The 21,508-nt window shown below is 61.6% G+C and carries 17 protein-coding genes; 8 read left to right on the top strand and 9 right to left on the bottom strand.

What is annotated here, in order from left to right; genetic code table 11:
• The first annotated feature begins 4 nt into the window (after positions 1–4).
• Positions 5–526: a DUF3299 domain-containing protein gene (locus ACIPL0_RS17090; RefSeq protein WP_400597444.1), complete on the top strand. Its 522-nt coding sequence runs from the start codon at positions 5–7 to the stop codon at positions 524–526.
• Positions 527–795: 269 nt separating this feature from the next.
• Positions 796–1,482, top strand: a complete 687-nt coding sequence (locus ACIPL0_RS17095) for an OmpW family protein (protein WP_400597443.1) — start codon at positions 796–798, stop codon at positions 1,480–1,482.
• Positions 1,483–1,698: 216 nt separating this feature from the next.
• Here ACIPL0_RS17095 and ACIPL0_RS17100 read toward each other — a convergent pair whose 3' ends face one another.
• Both ACIPL0_RS17100 and ACIPL0_RS17105 read right to left on the bottom strand, forming a co-directional pair.
• Positions 1,699–2,628, bottom strand: a complete 930-nt coding sequence (locus tag ACIPL0_RS17100) for an NAD-dependent epimerase/dehydratase family protein (RefSeq protein ID WP_400597442.1) — start codon at positions 2,626–2,628, stop codon at positions 1,699–1,701.
• Positions 2,621–3,505 carry a sugar nucleotide-binding protein gene (locus tag ACIPL0_RS17105; protein ID WP_400597441.1) on the bottom strand — a complete coding sequence of 295 codons (885 nt, stop codon included), beginning with the start codon at positions 3,503–3,505 and terminating at the stop codon, positions 2,621–2,623. The genes ACIPL0_RS17100 and ACIPL0_RS17105 overlap by 8 nt, the downstream gene beginning before the upstream one ends.
• A 273-nt stretch (positions 3,506–3,778) precedes the next feature.
• Between ACIPL0_RS17105 and ACIPL0_RS17110 the strand changes: the two genes are divergently transcribed.
• A complete protein-coding gene (locus ACIPL0_RS17110) occupies positions 3,779–8,092 on the top strand; it encodes a DNA glycosylase AlkZ-like family protein (protein ID WP_400597440.1) in 4,314 nt (1,437 codons plus the stop codon).
• Positions 8,093–8,219: 127 nt separating this feature from the next.
• Here ACIPL0_RS17110 and ACIPL0_RS17115 read toward each other — a convergent pair whose 3' ends face one another.
• Positions 8,220–10,397, bottom strand: coding sequence for a mechanosensitive ion channel family protein (locus ACIPL0_RS17115; protein ID WP_400597439.1), 2,178 nt, complete (start codon positions 10,395–10,397; stop codon positions 8,220–8,222).
• 164 nt (positions 10,398–10,561) lie between these two features.
• Between ACIPL0_RS17115 and ACIPL0_RS17120 the strand changes: the two genes are divergently transcribed.
• The 4 genes from ACIPL0_RS17120 to ACIPL0_RS17135 all read left to right on the top strand — a co-directional run bounded on the left by ACIPL0_RS17120 (position 10,562) and on the right by ACIPL0_RS17135 (position 13,601).
• Positions 10,562–11,131, top strand: a complete 570-nt coding sequence (locus ACIPL0_RS17120) for a TetR/AcrR family transcriptional regulator (protein WP_400597748.1) — start codon at positions 10,562–10,564, stop codon at positions 11,129–11,131.
• 74 nt (positions 11,132–11,205) lie between these two features.
• Entirely contained in the window at positions 11,206–11,685 is a 480-nt protein-coding gene (locus ACIPL0_RS17125; protein ID WP_400597438.1) for a DUF1348 family protein, read from the top strand.
• Between the two features lie 263 nt (positions 11,686–11,948).
• Positions 11,949–12,623, top strand: coding sequence for a glutathione S-transferase family protein (locus ACIPL0_RS17130; RefSeq protein ID WP_400597437.1), 675 nt, complete (start codon positions 11,949–11,951; stop codon positions 12,621–12,623).
• A gap of 60 nt (positions 12,624–12,683) precedes the next feature.
• A complete protein-coding gene (locus ACIPL0_RS17135) occupies positions 12,684–13,601 on the top strand; it encodes a LysR family transcriptional regulator (RefSeq protein ID WP_400597436.1) in 918 nt (305 codons plus the stop codon).
• Positions 13,602–13,679: 78 nt separating this feature from the next.
• Here ACIPL0_RS17135 and ACIPL0_RS17140 read toward each other — a convergent pair whose 3' ends face one another.
• Together ACIPL0_RS17140 and ACIPL0_RS17145 are read right to left on the bottom strand one after the other, a co-directional pair.
• Positions 13,680–14,201: a single-stranded DNA-binding protein gene (locus ACIPL0_RS17140; protein ID WP_400597435.1), complete on the bottom strand. Its 522-nt coding sequence runs from the start codon at positions 14,199–14,201 to the stop codon at positions 13,680–13,682.
• Between the two features lie 9 nt (positions 14,202–14,210).
• A complete protein-coding gene (locus tag ACIPL0_RS17145) occupies positions 14,211–15,605 on the bottom strand; it encodes an MFS transporter (protein WP_400597433.1) in 1,395 nt (464 codons plus the stop codon).
• Between the two features lie 188 nt (positions 15,606–15,793).
• Here ACIPL0_RS17145 and uvrA point away from each other — a divergent pair, with 188 nt between their 5' ends.
• Positions 15,794–18,628 carry an excinuclease ABC subunit UvrA gene (gene uvrA, locus ACIPL0_RS17150; protein ID WP_400597432.1) on the top strand — a complete coding sequence of 945 codons (2,835 nt, stop codon included), beginning with the start codon at positions 15,794–15,796 and terminating at the stop codon, positions 18,626–18,628.
• A gap of 73 nt (positions 18,629–18,701) precedes the next feature.
• Here uvrA and bfr read toward each other — a convergent pair whose 3' ends face one another.
• The 4 genes from bfr to rpsD form a co-directional block, all read right to left on the bottom strand.
• On the bottom strand, positions 18,702–19,166 hold the full coding sequence (gene bfr, locus ACIPL0_RS17155; protein ID WP_400597431.1) for a bacterioferritin: 465 nt from the start codon (positions 19,164–19,166) through the stop codon (positions 18,702–18,704).
• A gap of 260 nt (positions 19,167–19,426) precedes the next feature.
• Positions 19,427–19,813, bottom strand: coding sequence for a 50S ribosomal protein L17 (rplQ, locus tag ACIPL0_RS17160; RefSeq protein ID WP_069901967.1), 387 nt, complete (start codon positions 19,811–19,813; stop codon positions 19,427–19,429).
• A gap of 41 nt (positions 19,814–19,854) precedes the next feature.
• Positions 19,855–20,856 carry a DNA-directed RNA polymerase subunit alpha gene (locus ACIPL0_RS17165; RefSeq protein WP_400731558.1) on the bottom strand — a complete coding sequence of 334 codons (1,002 nt, stop codon included), beginning with the start codon at positions 20,854–20,856 and terminating at the stop codon, positions 19,855–19,857.
• A 22-nt stretch (positions 20,857–20,878) separates the two neighbouring features.
• Positions 20,879–21,499: a 30S ribosomal protein S4 gene (gene rpsD / locus ACIPL0_RS17170; protein WP_400597429.1), complete on the bottom strand. Its 621-nt coding sequence runs from the start codon at positions 21,497–21,499 to the stop codon at positions 20,879–20,881.
• Between the last annotated feature and the right edge of the window lie 9 nt (positions 21,500–21,508).

Below are 21,508 nucleotides of genomic sequence, written 5' to 3' on the forward strand. Positions count from 1 at the left end.
CGTGATGCGCGTGTGGTGGTTGCTGTTGTCGTTGTTGATCGTCAGCCCGTCGTGGGCAGAAGACCTGCGGGTGCTGACCTGGCAGGAGATGATCCCGCCCGACGCGCCGCCGGTGAAGCTGATCACCACGCCTATCCACAACCTGTCGAAGATGGCCGACACGCTGTCGGTGGAGTCCGCTCCTGCTGCGCATCAACTGGCGCCTGATGCGCCGGTGGTCAAATCCCTGGACGGCCAGCGGGTGCGCCTGCCGGGTTACATCGTGCCGCTGGATGTGAGCGAGGAAGGCCGGGTGACCGACTTCTTGCTGGTGCCGTATTTCGGCGCCTGCATCCACGTACCGCCGCCCCCGCCGAACCAGATCGTCCACGTCACCAGCGAGCTCGGGGTGAAGGTCGACGAGTTGTACCAGCCGTACTGGATCGAAGGGCCGATGCAGGTCAAATCGTCCAGCAGCGAACTGGCCGATGCGGGGTATCAGATGGAGGCGGACAAGATCCTGGTGTATGAGCTGCCGGATCAGTGAGCCGACCTCAGGTTTCTCCACCCTGGCACTGCTGGTGAGGCGGATGAGTTTTCAGTGGGAGGGAGCCCTGCTCGCGAAAGCGCCATACCAGACAATGATGCAGTGACTGACCTGACGTCTTCGCGAGCAGGGCTCCCTCCCACAAGATCTGTTCGACCTGGAAACGCGATCCGACCCTGATCGGCTTTTCATTGAGCTGTGTCAAAAGCCGCGTGCCAGACGCTCCGTAACATAAAGGCATCCCTTTACAACGCCTTTACGGAGCCCTTATGAACAAGTCCCTGCTCGGCGCATCGTTGCTTGCGCTGGCACTCGGCGCCCCTGTTGCCGCCTACGCCCACCAGGCCGGTGATTTCATTGTCCGCGCCGGTGCGGCGACCACCGCGCCCAACGAAGACAGCGGCAATCTGAAACTGGACGGTGCCAAAGCGGCGGGCTCCAAAGCGACGCTGGACAGCGACACGCAACTGGGCCTGACTTTCGCCTACATGCTCACCGACCACGTCGGCCTGGAGCTGCTGGCGGCCACGCCGTTCCAGCACACCGTCGCGGTCAAGGGCATGGGAGTCGGCGTCGACGGCAAGCTGGCGGACGTCAAGCAACTGCCGCCGACCCTGTCGCTGCAGTACTACCCGATGGATGCGAACTCGAAGTTCCAGCCCTATGCCGGCCTGGGCGTGAATTACACCTGGTTCTACGACGAAAACCTCGCCAGCAGCCGCAAGGGCCAGGGCATGAGCAACCTGAGCCTGAAGAATTCGTGGGGCTGGGCCGCACAGGTCGGCGCCGACTACATGCTGACCGACCACATCATGGTCAACGCGGCGGTCTGGTACATCGACATCGACACCCAGGCCAGCCTCGACGGCCCGACCGCGCTGGGCGTGGGACGGACCAAGGTCAATGTGGATGTCGACCCGTGGGTGTACATGGTCGGGTTTGGTTACAAGTTTTAAAGCCTCATCATTCCCCTGTAGGAGCTGGCTTGTCCTGCGACCGGCGGGGCACCCGTCGTAAAACCTGTATACGCGGTTTGCCTGACATACCGCGTTCACCGGATTTACGACTGCTACGGTCGTGCGCGACCCCGGTCCGCTCGCGAGACAAGCCAGGCGCCTACAGGGTTAGCAAACAAAAAAGGCACCGCGAAGGTGCCTTTTTTGTGGATCATTTCAGCGCCCCAGCAACCGCGCCAGCCCGACATTCAACGGCGTCGGCTCGCCTACGGTAAAGCGCGCCAGCAGCCGCTGGTTGTTCGCGCGCGAATGCTTGATATCCCCCGAACGCGCCGGCAGATAGCTCACCGCCGGGAGATCGCCGACCACCTGTTTCAGCGCCGCCAGCAATTCATTCAGCGAGGTGGTGGCGTTCAGGCCGACGTTGATCGCGCCCTCTTCCACCGTCGGCATTTCCAGCCCCTGCACCACCAGATCGACGAGGTCTTCGACGTAGAAGAAATCGCGGGTTTGCTCGCCGTCACCGAACACCGAAATCGGCAGATCCTTCTCGGCGCGCTCGGCAAAGATGCTGATCACCCCGGAGTACGGCGAGGACGGGTCCTGACGTGGTCCGAAGATGTTGAAGAAACGGAACAGCACCGGCTCCAGGCCATGCTGGCGACGGTAGAAATCGAAGTAATGCTCGCTGGCCAGCTTGTCCGACGCGTAGGGCGTCAATGGCGCCTTGGGCGTGTCTTCGGTGATGGCCTCACCTTCGCCATTATTGCCGTACACCGCCGCGCTGGACGCGAACACCACGCGCTTGATACCGGCCTGGCGCATGGCTTCGCAGACGTTCAGCGTGCCGATGAAATTGCTCTGGTGGGTTTTCACCGGGTCATCCACCGACGCCTGCACCGAAGCCACGGCCGCCAGATGGGTCACGGCCTGACAGCCTGCCGCCGCGCGAGCAACCAGCGCGGCATCGGCCACGTCGCCGACGATCAGTTCGAGGCGAGGATTATCCAGTGGCAGGTTGCTGCGCTTGCCGCTGGACAGATCGTCGAGGACGCGCACGGCGTAGCCCCGGGCGAGCAGCGCGTCGACCAGATGAGAGCCAATGAAGCCGGCGCCGCCGGTGATGAGAACGGGAGCATCAGACATGACGGTAGTAGCGGTCCAATAAGCTGGGCAAACCGGCACGCCATGCGCGGGGCTTGATACCAAAAGTGTGAAGGATTTTCTTGCAGGCCAGCACCGCGTTCTGCGGTTCTTCGCCGGCATCGGCACGGGCGGCGTGGGCCTGGGCGGTCGGCGCTTCGATAGCCAACGGTCGCAGCAAGCGCGCTTCGCTGAGCACGGCCTGCCCCAGCGCCAGCGGCGTGGTGGCCTCATGGCCGGCGTAGTGGTAGGTGCCCCACAGCGGCGCAGCGCAGTCCAGCTGCTTGAGGACCGAGATGATCACCCGCGCAGCGTCGTCGACCGGCGTCGGGTTGCCCCGGCGGTCATCGGCCATAGGCAGTTCGCCAGCGTTTTCCGCACGGCTGAGGAAACGCCCGAGCACGCCCTCGGCGCTGTCGTCGAGCAGCCAGCCGAAACGCAGCAGCACATGTTGCGGGCAGGTGGCGCGCACGCTCTGCTCGATCCGCCACAAGGCCTGACCGCGAGAGCCCAACGGCACCGGTTCGTCTTTCTCGCTGTAGGCCGTGGCCCGCGAGCCGTCGAACACCCGGTAGCTGGACGGCTGGACCAACATGATGTTGTGGTGCTGGCACAGTTCCGCGAGGCGTTCGACCGAACGTTCCTGCGCGTCGAGGCGCTCCGTGCTCACGCTCTCCGCCTGGAACCAGTCGAAGTAATAAGCCAGATTGATCAGGGCATCCGGGCGGGTGTCATCGAGCAGTTGCGTCAGGCTTGCCGCGTCCCAGCCGTCTTGCGGTGGACGCGGTGCGAGGAAGCCAATGTCCTCCTCGGCACCCAGACGAATCAACGCCTGCCCAAGGGCATTCCCGCCGCCCAACAGCATAAGGCGCATTCGCATAGAGTCAGCAGGCTCGGTCTTGGAATTCAATTAGAAAATAGGTGAAAAACGGTCGCAAACATAACACGTCGTGTGGATAAGTCCCAACAGGCGCCGGATACCGGGGTAAGTCGTCAGCCCACTGTAGGAGTGAGCTTGCTCGCGATAGCGGCCTATCGACCACCGCCGTAGTGTCTGGTACGGCACATCGCGAGCAAGCTCACTCCTACAGTTACACGCGCCATCGACCACCGGCCCTTGTATCCACAGGCCGGACCCCGCATAAATCAGCCTATGAACCTTCCACACGTCAACGACCCGGTCCTCGACGCCTTTCACCCAGCCGTCAGCGCCTGGTTTCGCAGCACCTTCCCGGCGGTCACGGCAGCTCAGGCCCAGGCGTGGCCGTTGATTCGTCAGCGCCAGTCGACGCTGATCGCCGCGCCCACCGGCTCCGGCAAGACGCTGACGGCGTTTCTGGCGGTCATCGACGATCTGGTCCGCCAAGGCCTGGACAACGGCGGCGTGCTGCCGGACCGCACGTTCGTAGTCTACGTTTCGCCGCTCAAGGCGCTGTCCAACGACATTCAGATCAACCTGCAAACCCCACTGGCCGGTATCACCGAACAACTGGCCCGCCAAGGCCTGCCTGAATTGCGCATCAGCACCGCGGTGCGCACCGGCGACACGCAGCAAAAAGAACGCACGGCCATGCGCAAGACCGCACCGCACATTCTGGTGACCACGCCGGAATCGCTGTACGTGCTGCTCGGCTCGGATTCTGGCCGACGCATGCTGGCCGGCGCGCAGACCGTGATCGTCGACGAAATCCACGCCATTGCTGCCAGCAAGCGCGGCAGCCATCTGGCGCTGAGCCTTGAGCGCTTGCAGGCCCTGTGCGGCCAGCCGCTGTTGCGTATCGGCCTGTCGGCGACACAAAAGCCCATCGAGCGGGTCTCGCGCTTTCTGGTCGGAGGTGATCCGGCCAGTCGCCCCTGCGCCATCGTCGATATCGGCCACGCCCGGCCACGGGATCTGGCAATCGAAGTGCCGCCAGTGCCATTGACTGCGGTCATGGCCAACGATGTCTGGGAACAGGTCTACGACCGCCTCGCCGAACTGGCGCGCGAACACCGCACCACGCTGATCTTCGTCAACACCCGGCGCCTGGCCGAACGCATGGCGCGGCATCTGAGCGAGCGGCTGGGCAGACACGCCGTGGCGGCACACCACGGCAGCCTGGCGAAGGAGCAACGGCTGGACGCTGAGCAGCGCCTCAAGCGCGGCGAGCTGCAAGTGCTGATCGCCACCGCATCGCTGGAACTGGGCATCGATATCGGCGAAGTCGATCTGGTCTGTCAGATCAGCTCGCCACGCTCCATCGCCGCCTTTTTGCAACGAGTCGGTCGTTCTGGTCACCAGGTCGGCGGCACGCCCAAGGGCCGCCTGTTCGCCGTCTCGCGGGACGACCTGATCGAGTGCGCTGCCCTGCTCGACTGCGTGCGCCGGGGCGAACTCGACACCCTGATCATTCCCGAGGCGCCGCTGGACGTGCTGGCCCAGCAGATCATCGCCGAGGTCAGTTGCCAGGAGTGGCCAGAGCAGGCGCTGTTCGAGCTGTTCCGCCAGGCCACGCCCTACGCCGATCTCGACGAACGCCACTATCAGGCCCTGCTGGCGATGCTCGCCGAGGGCTATAGCGGTCGCCAAGGCGTACGTGCGGCCTATCTCCATCGCGACGCCGTAAGCCACACCTTGCGCGGTCGCCGTGGCAGCAAGCTGACCGCCGTCACCAGCGGCGGCACGATTCCGGACAACGCCGACTACAGCGTGATCCTTGAACCGCAGGCGCTGAACATCGGCACGGTCAACGAAGACTTCGCCGTGGAAAGCATCGCCGGCGATGTCTTCCAACTGGGCAACACTTCGTACCGCATCCTGCGCATCGAATCGGGTCGGGTGCGGGTTGAAGACGCTCAGGGCGCGGCGCCGAACATTCCGTTCTGGCTCGGCGAAGCACCGGGGCGCAGCGACGAATTGTCGTTCGCCGTGGCCCGTCTGCACGCAGAAACAGACCGTCAGCTCAGCGCCCACCCCGGCAATCTGCGGCCGTGCATCGACGCGCTGATGAACACCTTGGGTCTGAACAGCGCCAGCGCCGAACAGATCGTCGAGTACCTGGCCCGCGCCCACTCCGCTCTCGGCGCCCTGCCTTCGCAAAATACGCTGGTGATGGAGCGCTTCTTCGACGAGTCCGGCGGCACACAGTTGGTGATTCACTCGCCGTTCGGCAGCCGCCTCAATCGCGCCTGGGGCCTGGCCCTGCGCAAGCGCTTCTGCCGCACGTTCAATTTCGAGTTGCAGGCGGCGGCCAGCGAAGACGCCATCGTGCTGTCGCTCTCCACCAGCCACAGTTTTGCCCTGGATGAAGTCTGGCGTTACCTGCATTCGGCCAGCGCCGAGCATTTGCTGATTCAGGCAGTGCTCGACGCGCCGCTGTTCGGCGTGCGCTGGCGCTGGAATGCCGGGGTGGCCCTGGCGCTGCCGCGTTATGCCGGCGGGCGCAAGGTCGCGCCCCAGTTGCAGCGGATGAAGAGCGAGGATTTGATCGCCACGGTCTTTCCCGACCAGATCGCTTGCCTGGAGAATCTGGTCAGCGAGCGCGAAGTCCCCGAGCATCCGCTGGTCGAGCAGACGCTGGACGATTGCCTGCACGAAGCCATGGATGCCGACGGCTGGCTGGCGCTGTTGCGGCGCATGGAAAATGGCGAGGTGCGCCTGATCAGCCGCGACCTGCCGGCGCCGTCACCCTTGGCTGCCGAAATTCTCAACGCCAAACCCTACAGCTTTCTCGACGACGCGCCGCTGGAAGAACGCCGTACCCAGGCGGTGCTCAACCGCCGCTGGAGCGACCCGGAATCGGCCGATGACCTCGGCGCGCTAGACGCAGGCGCCATTGCCGCAGTCGTCGAGGAAGCCTGGCCGCAGCCGCAGAACCTCGACGAAATGCACGAAGCCTTGATGACACTTGGCGCCATCAGCGGCGACGAGGCGCGCCAGCAGCAGAACTGGATGAAATGGCTGGAAAGCCTCGCCCGCTCGGGCCGCGCCACACGCCTGCAGATCAATCCCGAGCAGGCGCTGTGGATCGCACTGGAACGGCTGACCTGCCTGCAGGCGCTGTATCCCGCTGCCGAAATGCATCCGCCGCTGACTGCGCTGCCCGGCTTTGACGAGACCTGGAACGAAGACGACGCCCGGGTGGAAGTCGTCCGCGCCCGCCTGAGTGGCTTCGGCCCGCTGACGCTGCCGGCGATTGCCGAACCGCTGGGTTTGCCTCCCGGCGAAATAGCCCAGGCGCTGGCGCAACTGGAACAACAGGGTTACGTGCTACGCGGGCGTTTCGATCCCGGCGCCAGCAGCGAACAATGGTGTGAGCGCCACTTGCTGGCGCGCATCCATCGTTACACGGTCAAGCGTCTGCGCCGGGAAATCGAACCGGTGTCGTTGCAGGACTTCATGCGTTTTCTGTTCGACTGGCAGCACGTATCCACCGCCACACAGAGCCAGGGCAAAGCCGCGCTGCCGGAAGTGGTCGAGCAGCTGGAGGGCTATTCTGCCGCAGCCGGGGCCTGGGACAGCGATCTGCTGCCGGTGCGGCTGAAAGATTATTCAGCGCACTGGCTGGACGAGCTGTGCCGCTCCGGCAAGGTGGTGTGGATGCGCCTGACCTCGCGCAACAAGGTCAGCAGCGTAGCCTTGCGCAGCACGCCGATCGTGCTGCTGCCGCGCACACAGGTGCGCTTGTGGAGCGGACTGACCGAACAGGCGGCGCCGGGCGAATTGTCGTTGCGCGCACAGAAGGTTCACGAGGTGCTCGCCAGCCATGGCGCGATGTTTTTCGACGAACTGAGCGACGAAGCCCGTCTGCTGCGCACCGAGCTGGAAAACGCCTTGCAGGAGCTGGTCGGCGCCGGGCTGGTCAACGCCGACAGCTTCGCCGGCCTGCGTGCGCTGATCACGCCGGCCAGCAAGCGTGCGGCGCACACCAGCCGACGTCATCGTGGCGCGTTCATCGGCGGCATGGACGATGCCGGACGCTGGGCGCTGCTGCGTCGTGCGCCAGCCCCTGAAACCGTCGGCGCAAAACGCTTCGACGCCGACACCCTGGAACACATCGCCTTGACCCTGTTGCGCCGCTACGGCGTGGTGTTCTGGCGCCTGCTGGAGCGCGAGGCCGAATGGCTGCCGAGCTGGCGGGAACTGCTGCGCACCTTTCACCGCCTGGAAGCCCGTGGCGAGATTCGCGGCGGGCGCTTTATCGCGGGGCTTGCCGGCGAGCAGTTCGCCCTGCCCGAGGCCATTCCGCTGCTGCGCGAAGTGCGCAAACGGCCGCTGGATGGCAGTTTGATTGGCGTCAGTGGAGTCGACCCGCTGAACCTGGCCGGCACCCTGCTGCCCGGCGCGAAAGTCCCGGCCGTGGTGGGCAATCGGCTGGTTTATCGCGACGGCGTGCCCATCGCGGCGGTCATTGCCGGCAAACCGCAATATTGGGGCGAGCTGGAGGCGGCGGTGATGTTGCAGGTGCGGGAGCGGTTGTTTCGTTAGATATACCCCTTGTAGGAGTGAGCTTGCTCGCGATCGCGGTGCATCAGGCAACCCGTGACCTCAGACAGATTGCTATCGCGAGCAAGCTCACTCCTACAAATTGAAGGCGTACCACTTTGAATCTGCATCACGCCGGACTCTCCGACCCATCCTTGTTCACCACCGTGGTCTTGCCCGGCAACGGCTGTTGCTCGTCGCCCTCATCCAGCGGCATCTGTCCGTTGTGCGGGCTCATCACCAGTTGTGGATAAGTTTGCGCGAAGCGTACGTCAGGCGACTTATCCACAAGGCGCTTGAGCCGGTCGTTGAACGCGCGGCTGATCGCGTACTGCCCGCCCGACGAGGTGCGGAACTGCGCGGTGATGACAATCCCGTTCATGTCCATGCGGTCCAGCCCAAACACCTCCAGCGGCCCTTGCAGCTTGCTCGCCAGCAGAAAATCCTCACTGACCGCCTGCCCGGCTTCGCGGATCAGTGAAGTGGCCGCATCGACGTCGGAATCGTAGGTGAACTGGAACGAGAAGAACGCATAGGCGAACTGCCGGGACTGGTTGGTCACGGCCTTGATCTGGCCGAACGGCACCGAATGCACGAAACCCTTGCCGTCGCGCAGACGCAGGGTGCGGATGGTCAGACTTTCCACCGTACCGGCGTGGCCGGAATCGAGCACCACCCAGTCGCCGATGGAAATGGTGTCCTCGATGATGATGAACAGACCGGTGATCACGTCCTGCACCAGTTGCTGTGAACCGAAGCCGATAGCCAGACCGACCACTCCGGCACCGGCCAGCAGCGGCGCGACGTTGATGCCCAGGTTGGCCATGGTGGTGATGGTGCAGATCACCACCAGGATGATTTTGATCGCGTTGCGCAGCAGCGGCAGGATGGTCTTGACCCGCGTACTCGGCTGGCGACTCGAACGCGCACTGGTCGGCGGCTTGAGCGCTTCCTGAATGGCGGTGTCCATCACCACCCACAGCAGCCAGGTCACGAGGAAAATCAGGCCAATGCTGCTCAGGGAGTCGCTGATCACCTTGCCCAAAGCATTGCGCTGGGCGAATTCGAACAACGAAAAACCCCAGATGCGCCCCAGCAGCTCGATGAACGCAACGGCCAGGGCAATACGCAACACGGCATGCAGCAGGCTCAGCAAGCGCTCCTTGTAAACCCGCTCGGTGCGCGCCTCGGCCGGCTTGAACAGATGCTGGAACAAGGTGCTGAGAAACACCGTGGCAATCAGCAGCACCGTGGTCAGCAGCGCGCAACGCAAGGCTTGCTGACTGTCCTCGCCGGCACCGATCAGGTTGACCGCCGACACCAGAATCATCAGCAGAATCGGCAGGTGCCAGAGGCTGGAGAAAATCTTCAGGGTCTGTTGCAGCGCCGGCCGCGCCAGCCGCGCACTCAACGGCCGGTTGCGGATCAGGTGCGCCACAGGCCGGCGCATGCGGATCACCACGATGCAGAACATCACCGACGCCATCAGCCCGGTAAAAGCGGCAACGCTGGTGGTCACGTTACCCCCAAACTGGCGGGCGATCTGCGGGCTGGTCAGGGCATCGCTCAAGGCGGCCAGGAAGCCGATGATGAACAGCGGATGCGGCGCGTAATCGCGAATGATGCGAACCGCCATGCGCTTGTGGCCGATGTTGAACAGTACGATCACCGACATCAGCACCGAGGTGGAAAAGATGCCGCTACTGGTGGAGTACGCCAGGCACAACGCCAGCGCCCGCCCGATGGAGGTCTGCATGAAGTGGCTGACATACAGCGTCAGCGGCAGGCAGACCAGCGCCGGGATCATGAACGGCAGTACATAGCCGAGCACGCCCTGAATCCGCTCACGTGTGCTCAGCAGCCGATGCCGGGACACCCGCCCGACGATGAACCTGCCGATGCGGTTGAGCACGACAAACGCACCGATCCACACCGCCGAAAGGATCAGGAAGTCGGCGGTGATGCTCCATGGCGAGCGCGCCAGCGGTTTGTTGACCAGCGCATCGAGTTCATCGGCCGCGCGGTCGGCGCGCAGCCGCCAGGAGTCGAGCAGGCGCCCGTCCAGATCCAGCTTGTCCTGCACGCTGTCGATGCTGCTGGTGATCGCCCCGAGCAATCCGCCCTCGACCAGGATTTCCGGTTTGGCCGGCTCGGCGGCGGGTTCAGGATCGGCGGCCTTTTCCGACTGCGCCGTACTGGCTGCCGGCGCATCGGCGGCCTGAACGTTGAAGCTGCCGACACACAACAGCGCCAGCAACATAAAAACGGATTTGAGATTCGACAAACGCTGGTCACTCCTTTCAGCCATGAAGGACGGTGAACGCAAGGTCCACAGAAACTGATCGGATTTCGTCCGGCAAGTTCGCTCGGTTGTTGAACCTTCATTTGCGCGGAATCGCAACCGACCAACGGACGCATCGATTTTTCATCCGCCGCTTGACCAAGGAGAACGATCGTTCTACCTTAAATCTCATGAATACGCCGACCAGTGAAACACGCGAGAAAATCCTCGCCACCGCCGAACAGCTGATCTACCAGAACGGTATCCACGCCACCGGTATGGACCTTCTGGTGAAGACTTCGGGCGTGGCGAGAAAAAGCATCTACCGTTACTTCGCAACCAAGGACGAAGTGGCTGCGGCTGCGCTCAACGCCCGCGATGTGCGCTGGATGCACTGGTTTCGCACCGAGTCCGACAAGGCCGATACGCCAGAGGCACGCATCCTCAATATGTTTGACGTGCTCACCGGCTGGTTCGAGTCCGACGAGTTTCGCGGTTGTGCGTTCATCAACACCGCAGGGGAAGTCGGCGACCCGGACGATCCGGTACGACAGATCGCCAGGCTGCACAAACAGAAGCTGTTCGATTACACGCTGGAAGTGTGCGAGCAGTTGAATATCGAGCAACCGTCAGCGCTGGCCAAACAGTTGCTGATCCTGATGGATGGCGCCATCACGCTCGCCCGGGTCATGGGCGACCTCCGTGCCGCCGACAGCGCAAGGAATGTCGCGCAGTTGTTGCTGAAACAGGTCTCGCCCTAACCCTGGGAAACAGGGGCCTGCGCGTAGATAACGCTCCACTCACTGCTGAACTCAATCCGCCTGGAGGCTTCATCATGTCGTCCAATGCCCAGACTCGCCCGCCACTTCCTCCTTTCACCCGCGAATCGGCCATCGAAAAGATTCGCCTGGCCGAAGATGGCTGGAACAGCCGCGATCCGGAAAAGGTGTCGCTGGCCTACACCCTCGACACCAAATGGCGTAACCGCGCCGAGTTCGCCACCAATCGCGAAGAAGCCAAGGCGTTCCTGACCCGCAAGTGGAAAAAGGAACTGGACTACCGCCTGATCAAGGAGCTGTGGGCGTTCACCGATAACCGCATCGCCGTGCGTTACGCCTACGAATGGCATGACGACTCGGGCAACTGGTTCCGCTCCTACGGCAACGAAAACTGGGAATTCAACGAAGACGGCCTGATGGCTCATCGTTTCGCCTGCATCAACGACATGCCGATCAAGGAATCCGAGCGCAAATTCCGCTGGCCGCTGGGCCGCCGTCCGGATGACCATCCGGGGCTGTCCGAGCTGGGGCTGTAACAGCCCACAAATCCTGTAGGAGTGAGCTTGCTCGCGATGGCGGTGGATCAGTCGGCATCACACTGACTGGACTGGTCCCATCGCGAGCAAGCTCACTCCTACAAAGCCTTTTTTCGCCGAAGACAGCTCAAACACATTCAACATTTCCGAATGTTTACAGCCAATAACTGGTAAGTCATTCGAACGGGAAACGCCCAACATTGGCGCCAGATCCAGCCGCAACCCTGCTGCTGACCCTTACGCCCATTGCCCGAGGCCATCCCATGAAATTCTTTTTCCACCCTTCGCCCAACCCGATGAAAGTCGCCCTATTGCTCGAAGAGCTGCAAGTGCCTTACGAACTGATTGGCGTCGACACCTTCAAGGGCGAGCAACATCAGCCTGCCTTCCTCAAGATCAACCCGAACGCCAAGGTGCCAGCCCTGCAGGACGGCGACGCCACCGTGTTCGATTCCCACGCGATCCTGTTGTACCTGGCGCAGAAACAAGAGCGCTTCCTGGCAAAATCCGCCGCAGGCAATGCCGAGCTGCTGTCCTGGCTGATGTTCATCGCCACCGGCCTGTCGCCGTTCTCCGGTCAGGCCGTGCACTTCCTGCACCACGCGCCGGAAGCGCTGCCGTATGCGCGCAACCGCTACCTCAAGGAAGTCGAGCGCCACTACAAAGTGCTCGACAACAAGCTCGCCACCTCGCGCTATCTGGCCGGTGACGAATACAGCATCGCCGACATGGCGCTGTGGGGCTGGGCCAACTACGCCGGCTACATCCTCGGTGAAGCCGGTCTGAGCGGCTACCCGAACGTCAAACGCCTGGTCGACGAAATCAGTGCCCGTCCTGCTGCCCAACGTGCTCAGGGCCTCAAGGAAAAACTGGTGCTCAAGGCCGAATTCGACGAGGAAACCCGCCGCGCCCTGTTCCCACAGAACGAAGCGCTGTAATCGCGCAAAACGTGCTGGCTGGCCTATGCTCAGCCAGCCACTCGTTCGAAGGTCTGGAACATGTTGTCCACCGATGATTTCGCCCTGCTCGACGCGATCCGCGAAACGGGCAGCCTTTCTCGCGCCGCTGCTCGTCTGGGCAAGGCGCCCTCCAGCGTGTCCTACGCCGCACGGCAACTGGAAGAACGCTTCGACGCCCTGCTCTTCGACCGTCGCCGCTACCGCCTGCAACTGACGCCAGCCGGCGAATTGCTAGTGCAGGAAGCCTCCCGCCTGATGCATGACCTCAGCCGCCTCACCCAACGGGTGCAGCAAGTCGCCAACGGCTGGGAGAGCCGTCTGCACATCGTCACCGACGAACTGCTGGAGTTCGAAACCCTGCTGCCGGTCATCCAGGAATTCGATGGGCTCAATTCCGGCGTACCACTGCGCTTTACCCACGAAGTACTCAAGGGCGTCTGGGAAGCATTGCAGGATGGTCGCGCCGATCTGGTCATCGGTGCCACCAACGAACCGCCGGCCATCGCCTCGCTGCGCTGGATGCAACTGGGGCAGATGGACTGGATTTTTGCGGTGTCACCGAAACACCCGCTGGCCAAAGCCAGAGAACCCATCGACCGCGCGACCATCCTGCAACACCGCGCCGTGGTGGTCGCCGACTCATCACGCATCAGCGCCGGGCGCACCTACGGCGTCTCCGGTGGCCAGCCGGTACTGGCCGTGCCCACCATGCAGGCCAAGATTCTCGCCCAGCGCGACGGTCTTGGCGTCGGCTGGCTGCCACGCCGACGCATCACTTCGCTGCTGGAAAGCGGCGCCCTGCTGGAAAAGGCCATGGCCGATCCGCGAGAACCGAACATTCTCTACGTCGGCTGGCGCGGTGAGGACGAGGGCCGCGCGTTGAAATGGTGGCTGGAGAAACTCAAACAGCCGTATCTGGCGAGACGACTGGTGGACGGCATCGATCAGCTGCAATGACCGGCAACAAAAAGCCCCCGGCAGTGAGACTGTCCGGGGGCTTTTGTTCAAAGCGCTATTGCGTTTGATCCGCGGGGATCAGAACGGAATATCGTCATCGAAGCTGTCGAAATCAGGAGCCGGTTGCGGCGCTTGCTGCGGAGCCGGACGCGATTCGCGCTGTGGCTGCGGAGCGGCCTGCGGACGCGACTGCTGTGGGCGCGGAGCGGAGTTCTGATAACCGCCACCACCTTGACCCTGTTGAGCGTCGCCCTGTGGACGGCCGCCCAGCAGCTGCATGGTGCCCTGCATGTCGACGATGATTTCAGTGGTGTAACGCTTGATGCCGTCTTTTTCCCACTCGCGAGTCTGCAGCTTGCCTTCGATGTAGACCTGCGAGCCTTTACGCAGGTATTCGCCGGCAATCTCGGCGACCTTGCCGAACATCGACACACGGTGCCATTCGGTTTTTTCGACTTTCTGACCGGTCTGCTTGTCGGTCCACTGTTCGCTGGTTGCCAGACTCAGGTTGGTCACGGCGTTACCGTTAGGCAGGTAGCGAACTTCGGGATCCTGGCCGCATGTACCGACCAATATGACTTTGTTAACCCCACGGGCCATAACGTTCTCCTAGGCTTCACACGTTTCCGACGCTGGATTGACCACTTCGTCGAAAGACGCCCGATCCAACTGTTCTTTGTCAAATTTGATATAGATCGCGGCCTCGTCGGCCACGACTACTGCATCTGTTACCCCACGTACTGCCAGCACGCGTGCAGCCAGCCCGGTGTCGCGTTGAGCCTCGGACGACAACGGCAGGCGAAGGCTGGTCACGTAGGGAGGTTCGCGCATGGTAACAGCAAAAGCGAGCCAGATGGCGGCGAGACCCGCACCACCCAGGAACACAACATCAAGGCCACCATGCTGAAACAGCCAGCCGCCGAGAATGCCGCCAGCGGCCGAGCCGAGGAACTGGCTGGTGGAGTAGATCCCCATCGCCGTACCCTTGCCGCCCGCCGGGGACACCTTGCTGATCAGCGACGGCAACGACGCTTCCAACAGGTTGAACGCGGTGAAGAACACCACGGTGCCGATGACCAGCGCCCGCAGCGTATCGCCGAACTCCCAGAAGAATAGCTCAGTGACCAGCAGCACCAGAACGGCGCCCAGCAACACGCGCTTCATCTGGCGTTTCTTTTCGCCATAGATGATGAACGGGATCATGGCGAAGAAGGAAATCAGCAGCGCAGTCAGGTAAACCCACCAGTGCTGCTCTTTCGGCAGACCCGCCTTCTCGACCAGCGCCAATGGCAAGGCGACGAAGCTGGACATCAGCATGGCGTGCAGCGCGAAGATGCCCAGGTCCAGACGCAACAGATCCGGATGGCGCAGCGTCGGGCCCAACGCCTGACGGGCCAGACCTGACTCACGGTGCTGCAGCGTCACAGTGGACTTTGGCACCACGAAGGCGATGATCACGATACCCACCAGCGCCATGGCGCCTGTAGCGAGAAACAGACCGGACAGGCCGAATGCACTGGTGAGGATCGGACCGACCACCATGGCGATGGCAAACGACACGCCGATGGTCATGCCGATCATCGCCATGGCCTTGGTGCGATGCTGTTCGCGGGTCAGGTCGGACAGCAATGCCATGACCGCCGCAGAAATCGCCCCGGCGCCCTGCAGGACACGGCCGGCGATCACGCCCCAGATCGATGTGGACTGAGCAGCCAGCACGCTGCCCAGGGCAAACACTATCAGGCCCAGATAGATCACCGGCCGGCGGCCGATGCGGTCGGAAATGATACCGAATGGAATCTGCAATACTGCCTGGGTCAGGCCGTAGGCGCCGATGGCCAGACCGATGAGTGCCGGGCTCGCGCCGGCCAGGTCCATGCCGTAGGTGGCCAGGACCGGCAAGACCATGAACATGCCAAGCATACGGAACGCGAACACCAGCGCCAGACCGCCCGCCGCGCGGGTTTCGCTGCCGCTCATGCGCTCGCTGTGAGAATCGTGCATGGAGGAACCTCGTATGAACCGGCGGCGATTCTACCAGTCCCATCGATGTACAGCACATACGACGCTTTGCCGCGCATCGCAGGAATGCTCTTTTTTGTGACGCAATGATGTCGTTCGCAATAGTGTGCATCCATCCAGTATTTGACCGTATACTCCTGTGTTTTCGACGCCCGCCGTGCGAGGCCATTTTGGACAAGATCCTGATTCGTGGGGCACGTACCCACAACCTGAAGAACATCGACCTGACCCTGCCACGCGACAAGCTGATCGTCATCACCGGACTTTCCGGCTCGGGCAAGTCGTCACTGGCGTTCGACACCCTGTACGCCGAGGGTCAGCGCCGCTATGTCGAATCGCTGTCGGCCTACGCGCGGCAGTTCCTGTCGATGATGGAAAAACCCGACGTCGACACCATCGAAGGCCTGTCGCCGGCAATCTCCATCGAGCAGAAATCCACGTCGCACAACCCGCGCTCGACCGTGGGCACCATCACCGAAATCTACGACTACCTGCGCCTGCTCTATGCTCGCGTCGGCACGCCGCGCTGCCCGGATCACGACATCCCGCTGGAAGCGCAGACCGTCAGTCAGATGGTCGATCTGGTGCTGGCCGAGCCGGAAGGTCGCAAGCTGATGCTGCTGGCCCCCGTTGTCCGCGAGCGCAAGGGCGAGCATCTGGCGATCTTCGAAGAGCTGCGAGCGCAAGGGTTTGTCCGCGCACGGGTCAACGGCAAGCTCTGTGAGCTGGACGAGTTGCCGAAGCTGGACAAGCAGAAGAAGCACTCCATTGATGTGGTGGTCGACCGTTTCAAAGTCCGCAACGACTTGCAGCAGCGTCTGGCCGAATCCTTCGAGACCGCACTGAAGCTGGCCGATGGCATCGCTCTCGTCGCGCCAATGGACGACGAACCCGGTGAAGAGATGATCTTCTCTGCCCGTTTCGCCTGTCCGATCTGTGGTCACGCGATCAGCGAGCTGGAACCCAAGCTGTTCTCCTTCAACAACCCTGCCGGCGCCTGTCCGACATGCGACGGCCTGGGCGTGAAGCAGTTCTTCGACACCAAGCGACTGGTCAATGGCGAGCTGACACTGGCCGAAGGCGCGATTCGCGGCTGGGACCGGCGCAACGTCTACTACTTCCAGATGCTTGGCTCACTGTCCAAGCACTACGATTTCAGTCTGGAAGTGCCGTTCAAGGACCTGTCCGCCGAACATCAGAAGATCCTGCTCAGCGGCAGCGGCACGCAGGACGTCGATTTCCGTTACCTGAATGACCGTGGCGATATCGTCAAACGCGCACACCCGTTCGAGGGTATCGTGCCGAACCTTGAGCGTCGCTACCGCGAAACCGAGTCGGCGACCGTACGCGAAGAGCTGGCCAAGTTCCTCAGCACCCAGCCGTGCCCGGACTGCCGTGGCACCCGCCTGCGTCGCGAAGCGCGCCATGTATGGGTCGGCGAGAAAACCCTGCCGGCGGTGACCAGCCTGCCTATTGGCGACGCCACCGATTACTTCGGCGAACTGAAGATGACCGGTCGGCGCGGCGAGATCGCCGACAAGATCCTCAAGGAGATCCGTGAGCGTCTGCAGTTCCTGGTCAACGTCGGCCTCGATTACCTGACACTGGACCGCAGCGCGGACACCCTGTCCGGCGGCGAGGCCCAGCGTATTCGCCTGGCCAGCCAGATCGGCGCCGGCCTGGTCGGGGTGATGTACATCCTCGACGAGCCGTCGATCGGCCTCCACCAGCGGGACAACGACCGCCTGCTGGACACGCTCCGGCATCTGCGTGACATCGGCAACACTGTGATTGTGGTCGAGCACGACGAAGACGCCATTCGCCTGGCCGACTACGTCGTCGACATCGGGCCGGGTGCTGGCGTACACGGCGGAGCCATCGTCGCCGAGGGTACTCCACAGGACGTCATGGCCCACCCTGACTCGCTCACCGGCAAGTACCTGTCGGGTCGGGTGAAGATCGAAGTGCCGGCCAAACGCACCCCACGCAACAAGAAGCTATCGCTCAAGCTCAAGGGTGCGCGGGGCAACAACCTGCGCAACGTCGATCTGGAAATCCCGATTGGCCTGCTCACGTGCGTGACCGGCGTTTCTGGCTCTGGCAAGTCGACACTGATCAACAACACGCTGTTCCCCCTCAGCGCCACTGCACTGAATGGCGCGACGACTCTGGAAGCGGCGACCCACGACAGCATCGACGGGTTGCAGCATCTGGACAAGGTCGTGGACATCGACCAGAGCCCGATTGGCCGCACGCCACGCTCCAACCCGGCGACCTACACCGGTCTGTTCACCCCTATCCGCGAGCTGTTCGCCGGCGTTCCGGAATCGCGCTCCCGCGGCTACGGCCCAGGGCGTTTCTCGTTCAACGTCAAGGGTGGGCGCTGCGAAGCCTGTCAGGGCGACGGTCTGATCAAGGTCGAGATGCACTTCCTGCCGGACATCTATGTCCCGTGCGACGTCTGCAAGAGCAAGCGCTACAACCGCGAGACGCTGGAGATCAAGTACAAGGGCAAGAGCATTCACGAAGTGCTGGAGATGACCATCGAAGAAGCCCGCGCGTTCTTCGATGCCGTTCCGGCTCTGGCACGCAAGCTACAGACCCTGATGGATGTCGGGCTTTCCTACATCAAACTGGGGCAGTCGGCGACAACGTTGTCCGGCGGCGAGGCGCAACGGGTCAAGCTGTCGCGGGAACTGTCCAAGCGTGATACCGGCAAAACCCTGTACATCCTTGATGAGCCGACTACGGGCCTGCATTTTGCCGACATTCAGCAACTACTGGACGTGTTGCACCGCCTGCGCGACCACGGCAACACCGTGGTGGTGATCGAACACAACCTGGACGTAATCAAGACAGCCGACTGGCTGGTCGACCTGGGGCCGGAAGGTGGTTCCAAAGGCGGCCAGATCATCGCGACCGGCACGCCGGAACAAGTGGCCGAGATGAAGCAGTCGTATACCGGCCATTACCTGAAACCCCTGCTGGAACGCGATCGCGCCTGATTCTGCGGGCCGAGAACGAAAAAGCCCCTGTCGTGAGCGTCACGACAGGGGCTTTTTATTGAATACGGGAAAATCAGAACTGCGATTGCAGGTAGTTTTCCAGACCGATCGACTTGATCAGACCCATCTGCTTTTCCAGCCAGTAGGTGTGATCTTCTTCGGTATCTGCCAGTTGCAGGCGGAGGATGTCGCGGCTGATGTAGTCCTTGTGCTGCTCACACAGGGCGATGCCTTTGCACAGCGCAGCGCGGACCTTGTATTCCAGACGTAGATCGCTGGCGAGCATCTCCGGTACGGTCGTACCGACGTCCAGGTCATCAGGGCGCATACGCGGCGTGCCTTCGAGCATCAGAATCCGGCGCATCAACGCATCAGCGTGCTGAGCCTCTTCTTCCATCTCGTGGTTGATTCGCTCGTACAGCTTGCTGAAACCCCAGTCCTCATACATCCGCGAGTGGATGAAATATTGGTCACGTGCAGCCAGCTCACCAGTCAGCAGCGTGTTGAGGTAGTCGATTACATCCGGGTGGCCTTGCATCGCCGTGATTCTCCTCGTGAAAGGTAATAGTTTGAACCAACATCACTGGAAGGTCACTTGGGCAGGGGTAAAAAAGTGAAGAAAAACGGCGAAAACCTGATATTTGGTGCCGAAAACACGGCTAAATGAGGAAGTTTCCGTTTATCACTTAGAGTCAGCGCAATAATTGCGCAAAAAGTGGGGTTCGTGACGAGAACTGTCGCGAACGCTGAAAACAAAAAACCGGGCACAGGGCCCGGTTTCTTGTAAAGACTGATGTCTTATTCAGCGGCTTCTACAGAACCACCGACAGGACGATCAACCAACTCGACGTACGCCATAGGCGCGTTGTCGCCAGCGCGGAAACCGCACTTCAGGATACGCAGGTAGCCACCCTGACGGGTTGCGTAGCGTTTGCCCAGATCGTTGAACAGCTTACCAACGATGGCTTTCGAACGAGTACGGTCGAAGGCCAGACGGCGGTTAGCAACACTGTCTTCCTTGGCCAGAGTGATCAGCGGCTCGGCAACGCGGCGCAGTTCTTTGGCTTTCGGCAGGGTAGTTTTGATCAGCTCGTGCTCGAACAGCGACACCGCCATGTTTTGAAACATGGCCTTGCGGTGCGCGCTGGTGCGGCTCAGGTGACGACCACTTTTACGATGACGCATGGTTCATTCCTTACCAAACTCACGTTCGGTGATTACGACGATCAGGCTGTAGCCTTGTCGTCCTTCTTAAGACTTGCCGGCGGCCAGTTATCCAGGCGCATGCCGAGGGAGAGACCACGAGAAGCCAGGACGTCCTTGATCTCCGTCAGGGACTTCTTGCCCAGGTTCGGAGTCTTCAACAGTTCTACTTCGGTGCGCTGAATCAGGTCACCGATGTAGTAAATGTTCTCCGCCTTAAGGCAGTTGGCCGAACGTACGGTCAGTTCCAAATCGTCAACCGGACGAAGCAGGATCGGATCGATCTCGTCTTCCTGTTCGACTACAACCGGCTCACTGTCACCTTTGAGGTCGACGAACGCAGCCAACTGCTGTTGCAGGATGGTTGCAGCACGACGGATAGCCTCTTCAGGATCCAGAGTACCGTTGGTTTCCAGATCGATAACCAGTTTGTCCAGGTTGGTACGCTGTTCGACACGGGCGTTTTCCACCACGTATGCGATACGGCGAACCGGGCTGAACGAAGAGTCCAGCTGCAAGCGACCAATGCTGCGGCTTTCATCTTCATCGCTTTGACGCGAGTCGGCTGGTTCATAACCGCGACCACGAGCTACAACGAGCTTCATGTTCAGGGCGCCGTTAGACGCCAGGTTAGCGATTACGTGATCGGGGTTAACGATCTCGACATCATGATCCAGCTGAATATCGTGAGCGGTAACCACCCCCGAACCCTTCTTCGACAAGGTCAGCGTAACTTCGTCTCGACCGTGCAGCTTGATAGCCAGGCCTTTGAGGTTCAACAGGATTTCAATAACGTCTTCCTGTACACCTTCGATTGCGCTGTACTCATGGAGCACACCGTCAATCTCGGCCTCGACTACTGCACAGCCGGGCATGGAGGACAACAGGATGCGGCGCAGCGCGTTGCCCAGGGTATGGCCGAAACCACGCTCGAGAGGCTCGAGAGTGATTTTGGCGCGGGTTGGACTGACAACCTGAACGTCGATGTGACGTGGTGTCAGAAACTCATTTACCGAAATCTGCATGGATGCACCTATTTTCTAGCCCTTACTTGGAGTAGAGCTCGACAATCAGGCTTTCGTTGATGTCGGCGGACAGATCACTGCGAGCTGGAACGCTTTTGAAAACGCCAGATTTCTTCTCAGTGTCTACTTCTACCCATTCTACGCGGCCACGTTGGGCGCACAGATCCAGAGCCTGGACGATACGCAGTTGGTTTTTCGCTTTTTCGCGAATAGCAACGACGTCACCAGCACGAACCTGGTAGGACGGAACGTTAACGGTTTTGCCGTTTACGCTAACCGACTTGTGCGATACCAGCTGACGGGATTCGGCACGAGTAGAGCCGAAGCCCATGCGGTATACAACGTTGTCCAGACGGCATTCGAGCAGTTGCAGCAGGTTCTCACCAGTAGCGCCTTTCTTGCTGGCAGCTTGCTTGTAGTAACCGCTGAATTGACGCTCGAGAACGCCGTAGATACGACGGACTTTTTGTTTCTCACGCAGCTGGGTGCCGTAGTCGGACTGACGGCCACGGCGCTGACCGTGGATACCTGGGGCTGCTTCGATGTTGCACTTCGATTCGATAGCGCGGACGCCACTCTTCAGGAAGAGATCGGTGCCTTCACGACGAGACAGTTTGCACTTGGGACCAATGTAACGAGCCATTTTCTACAG

Source organism: Pseudomonas sp. NPDC090208 (genome assembly GCF_044746785.1).
GTDB lineage: Bacteria > Pseudomonadota > Gammaproteobacteria > Pseudomonadales > Pseudomonadaceae > Aquipseudomonas.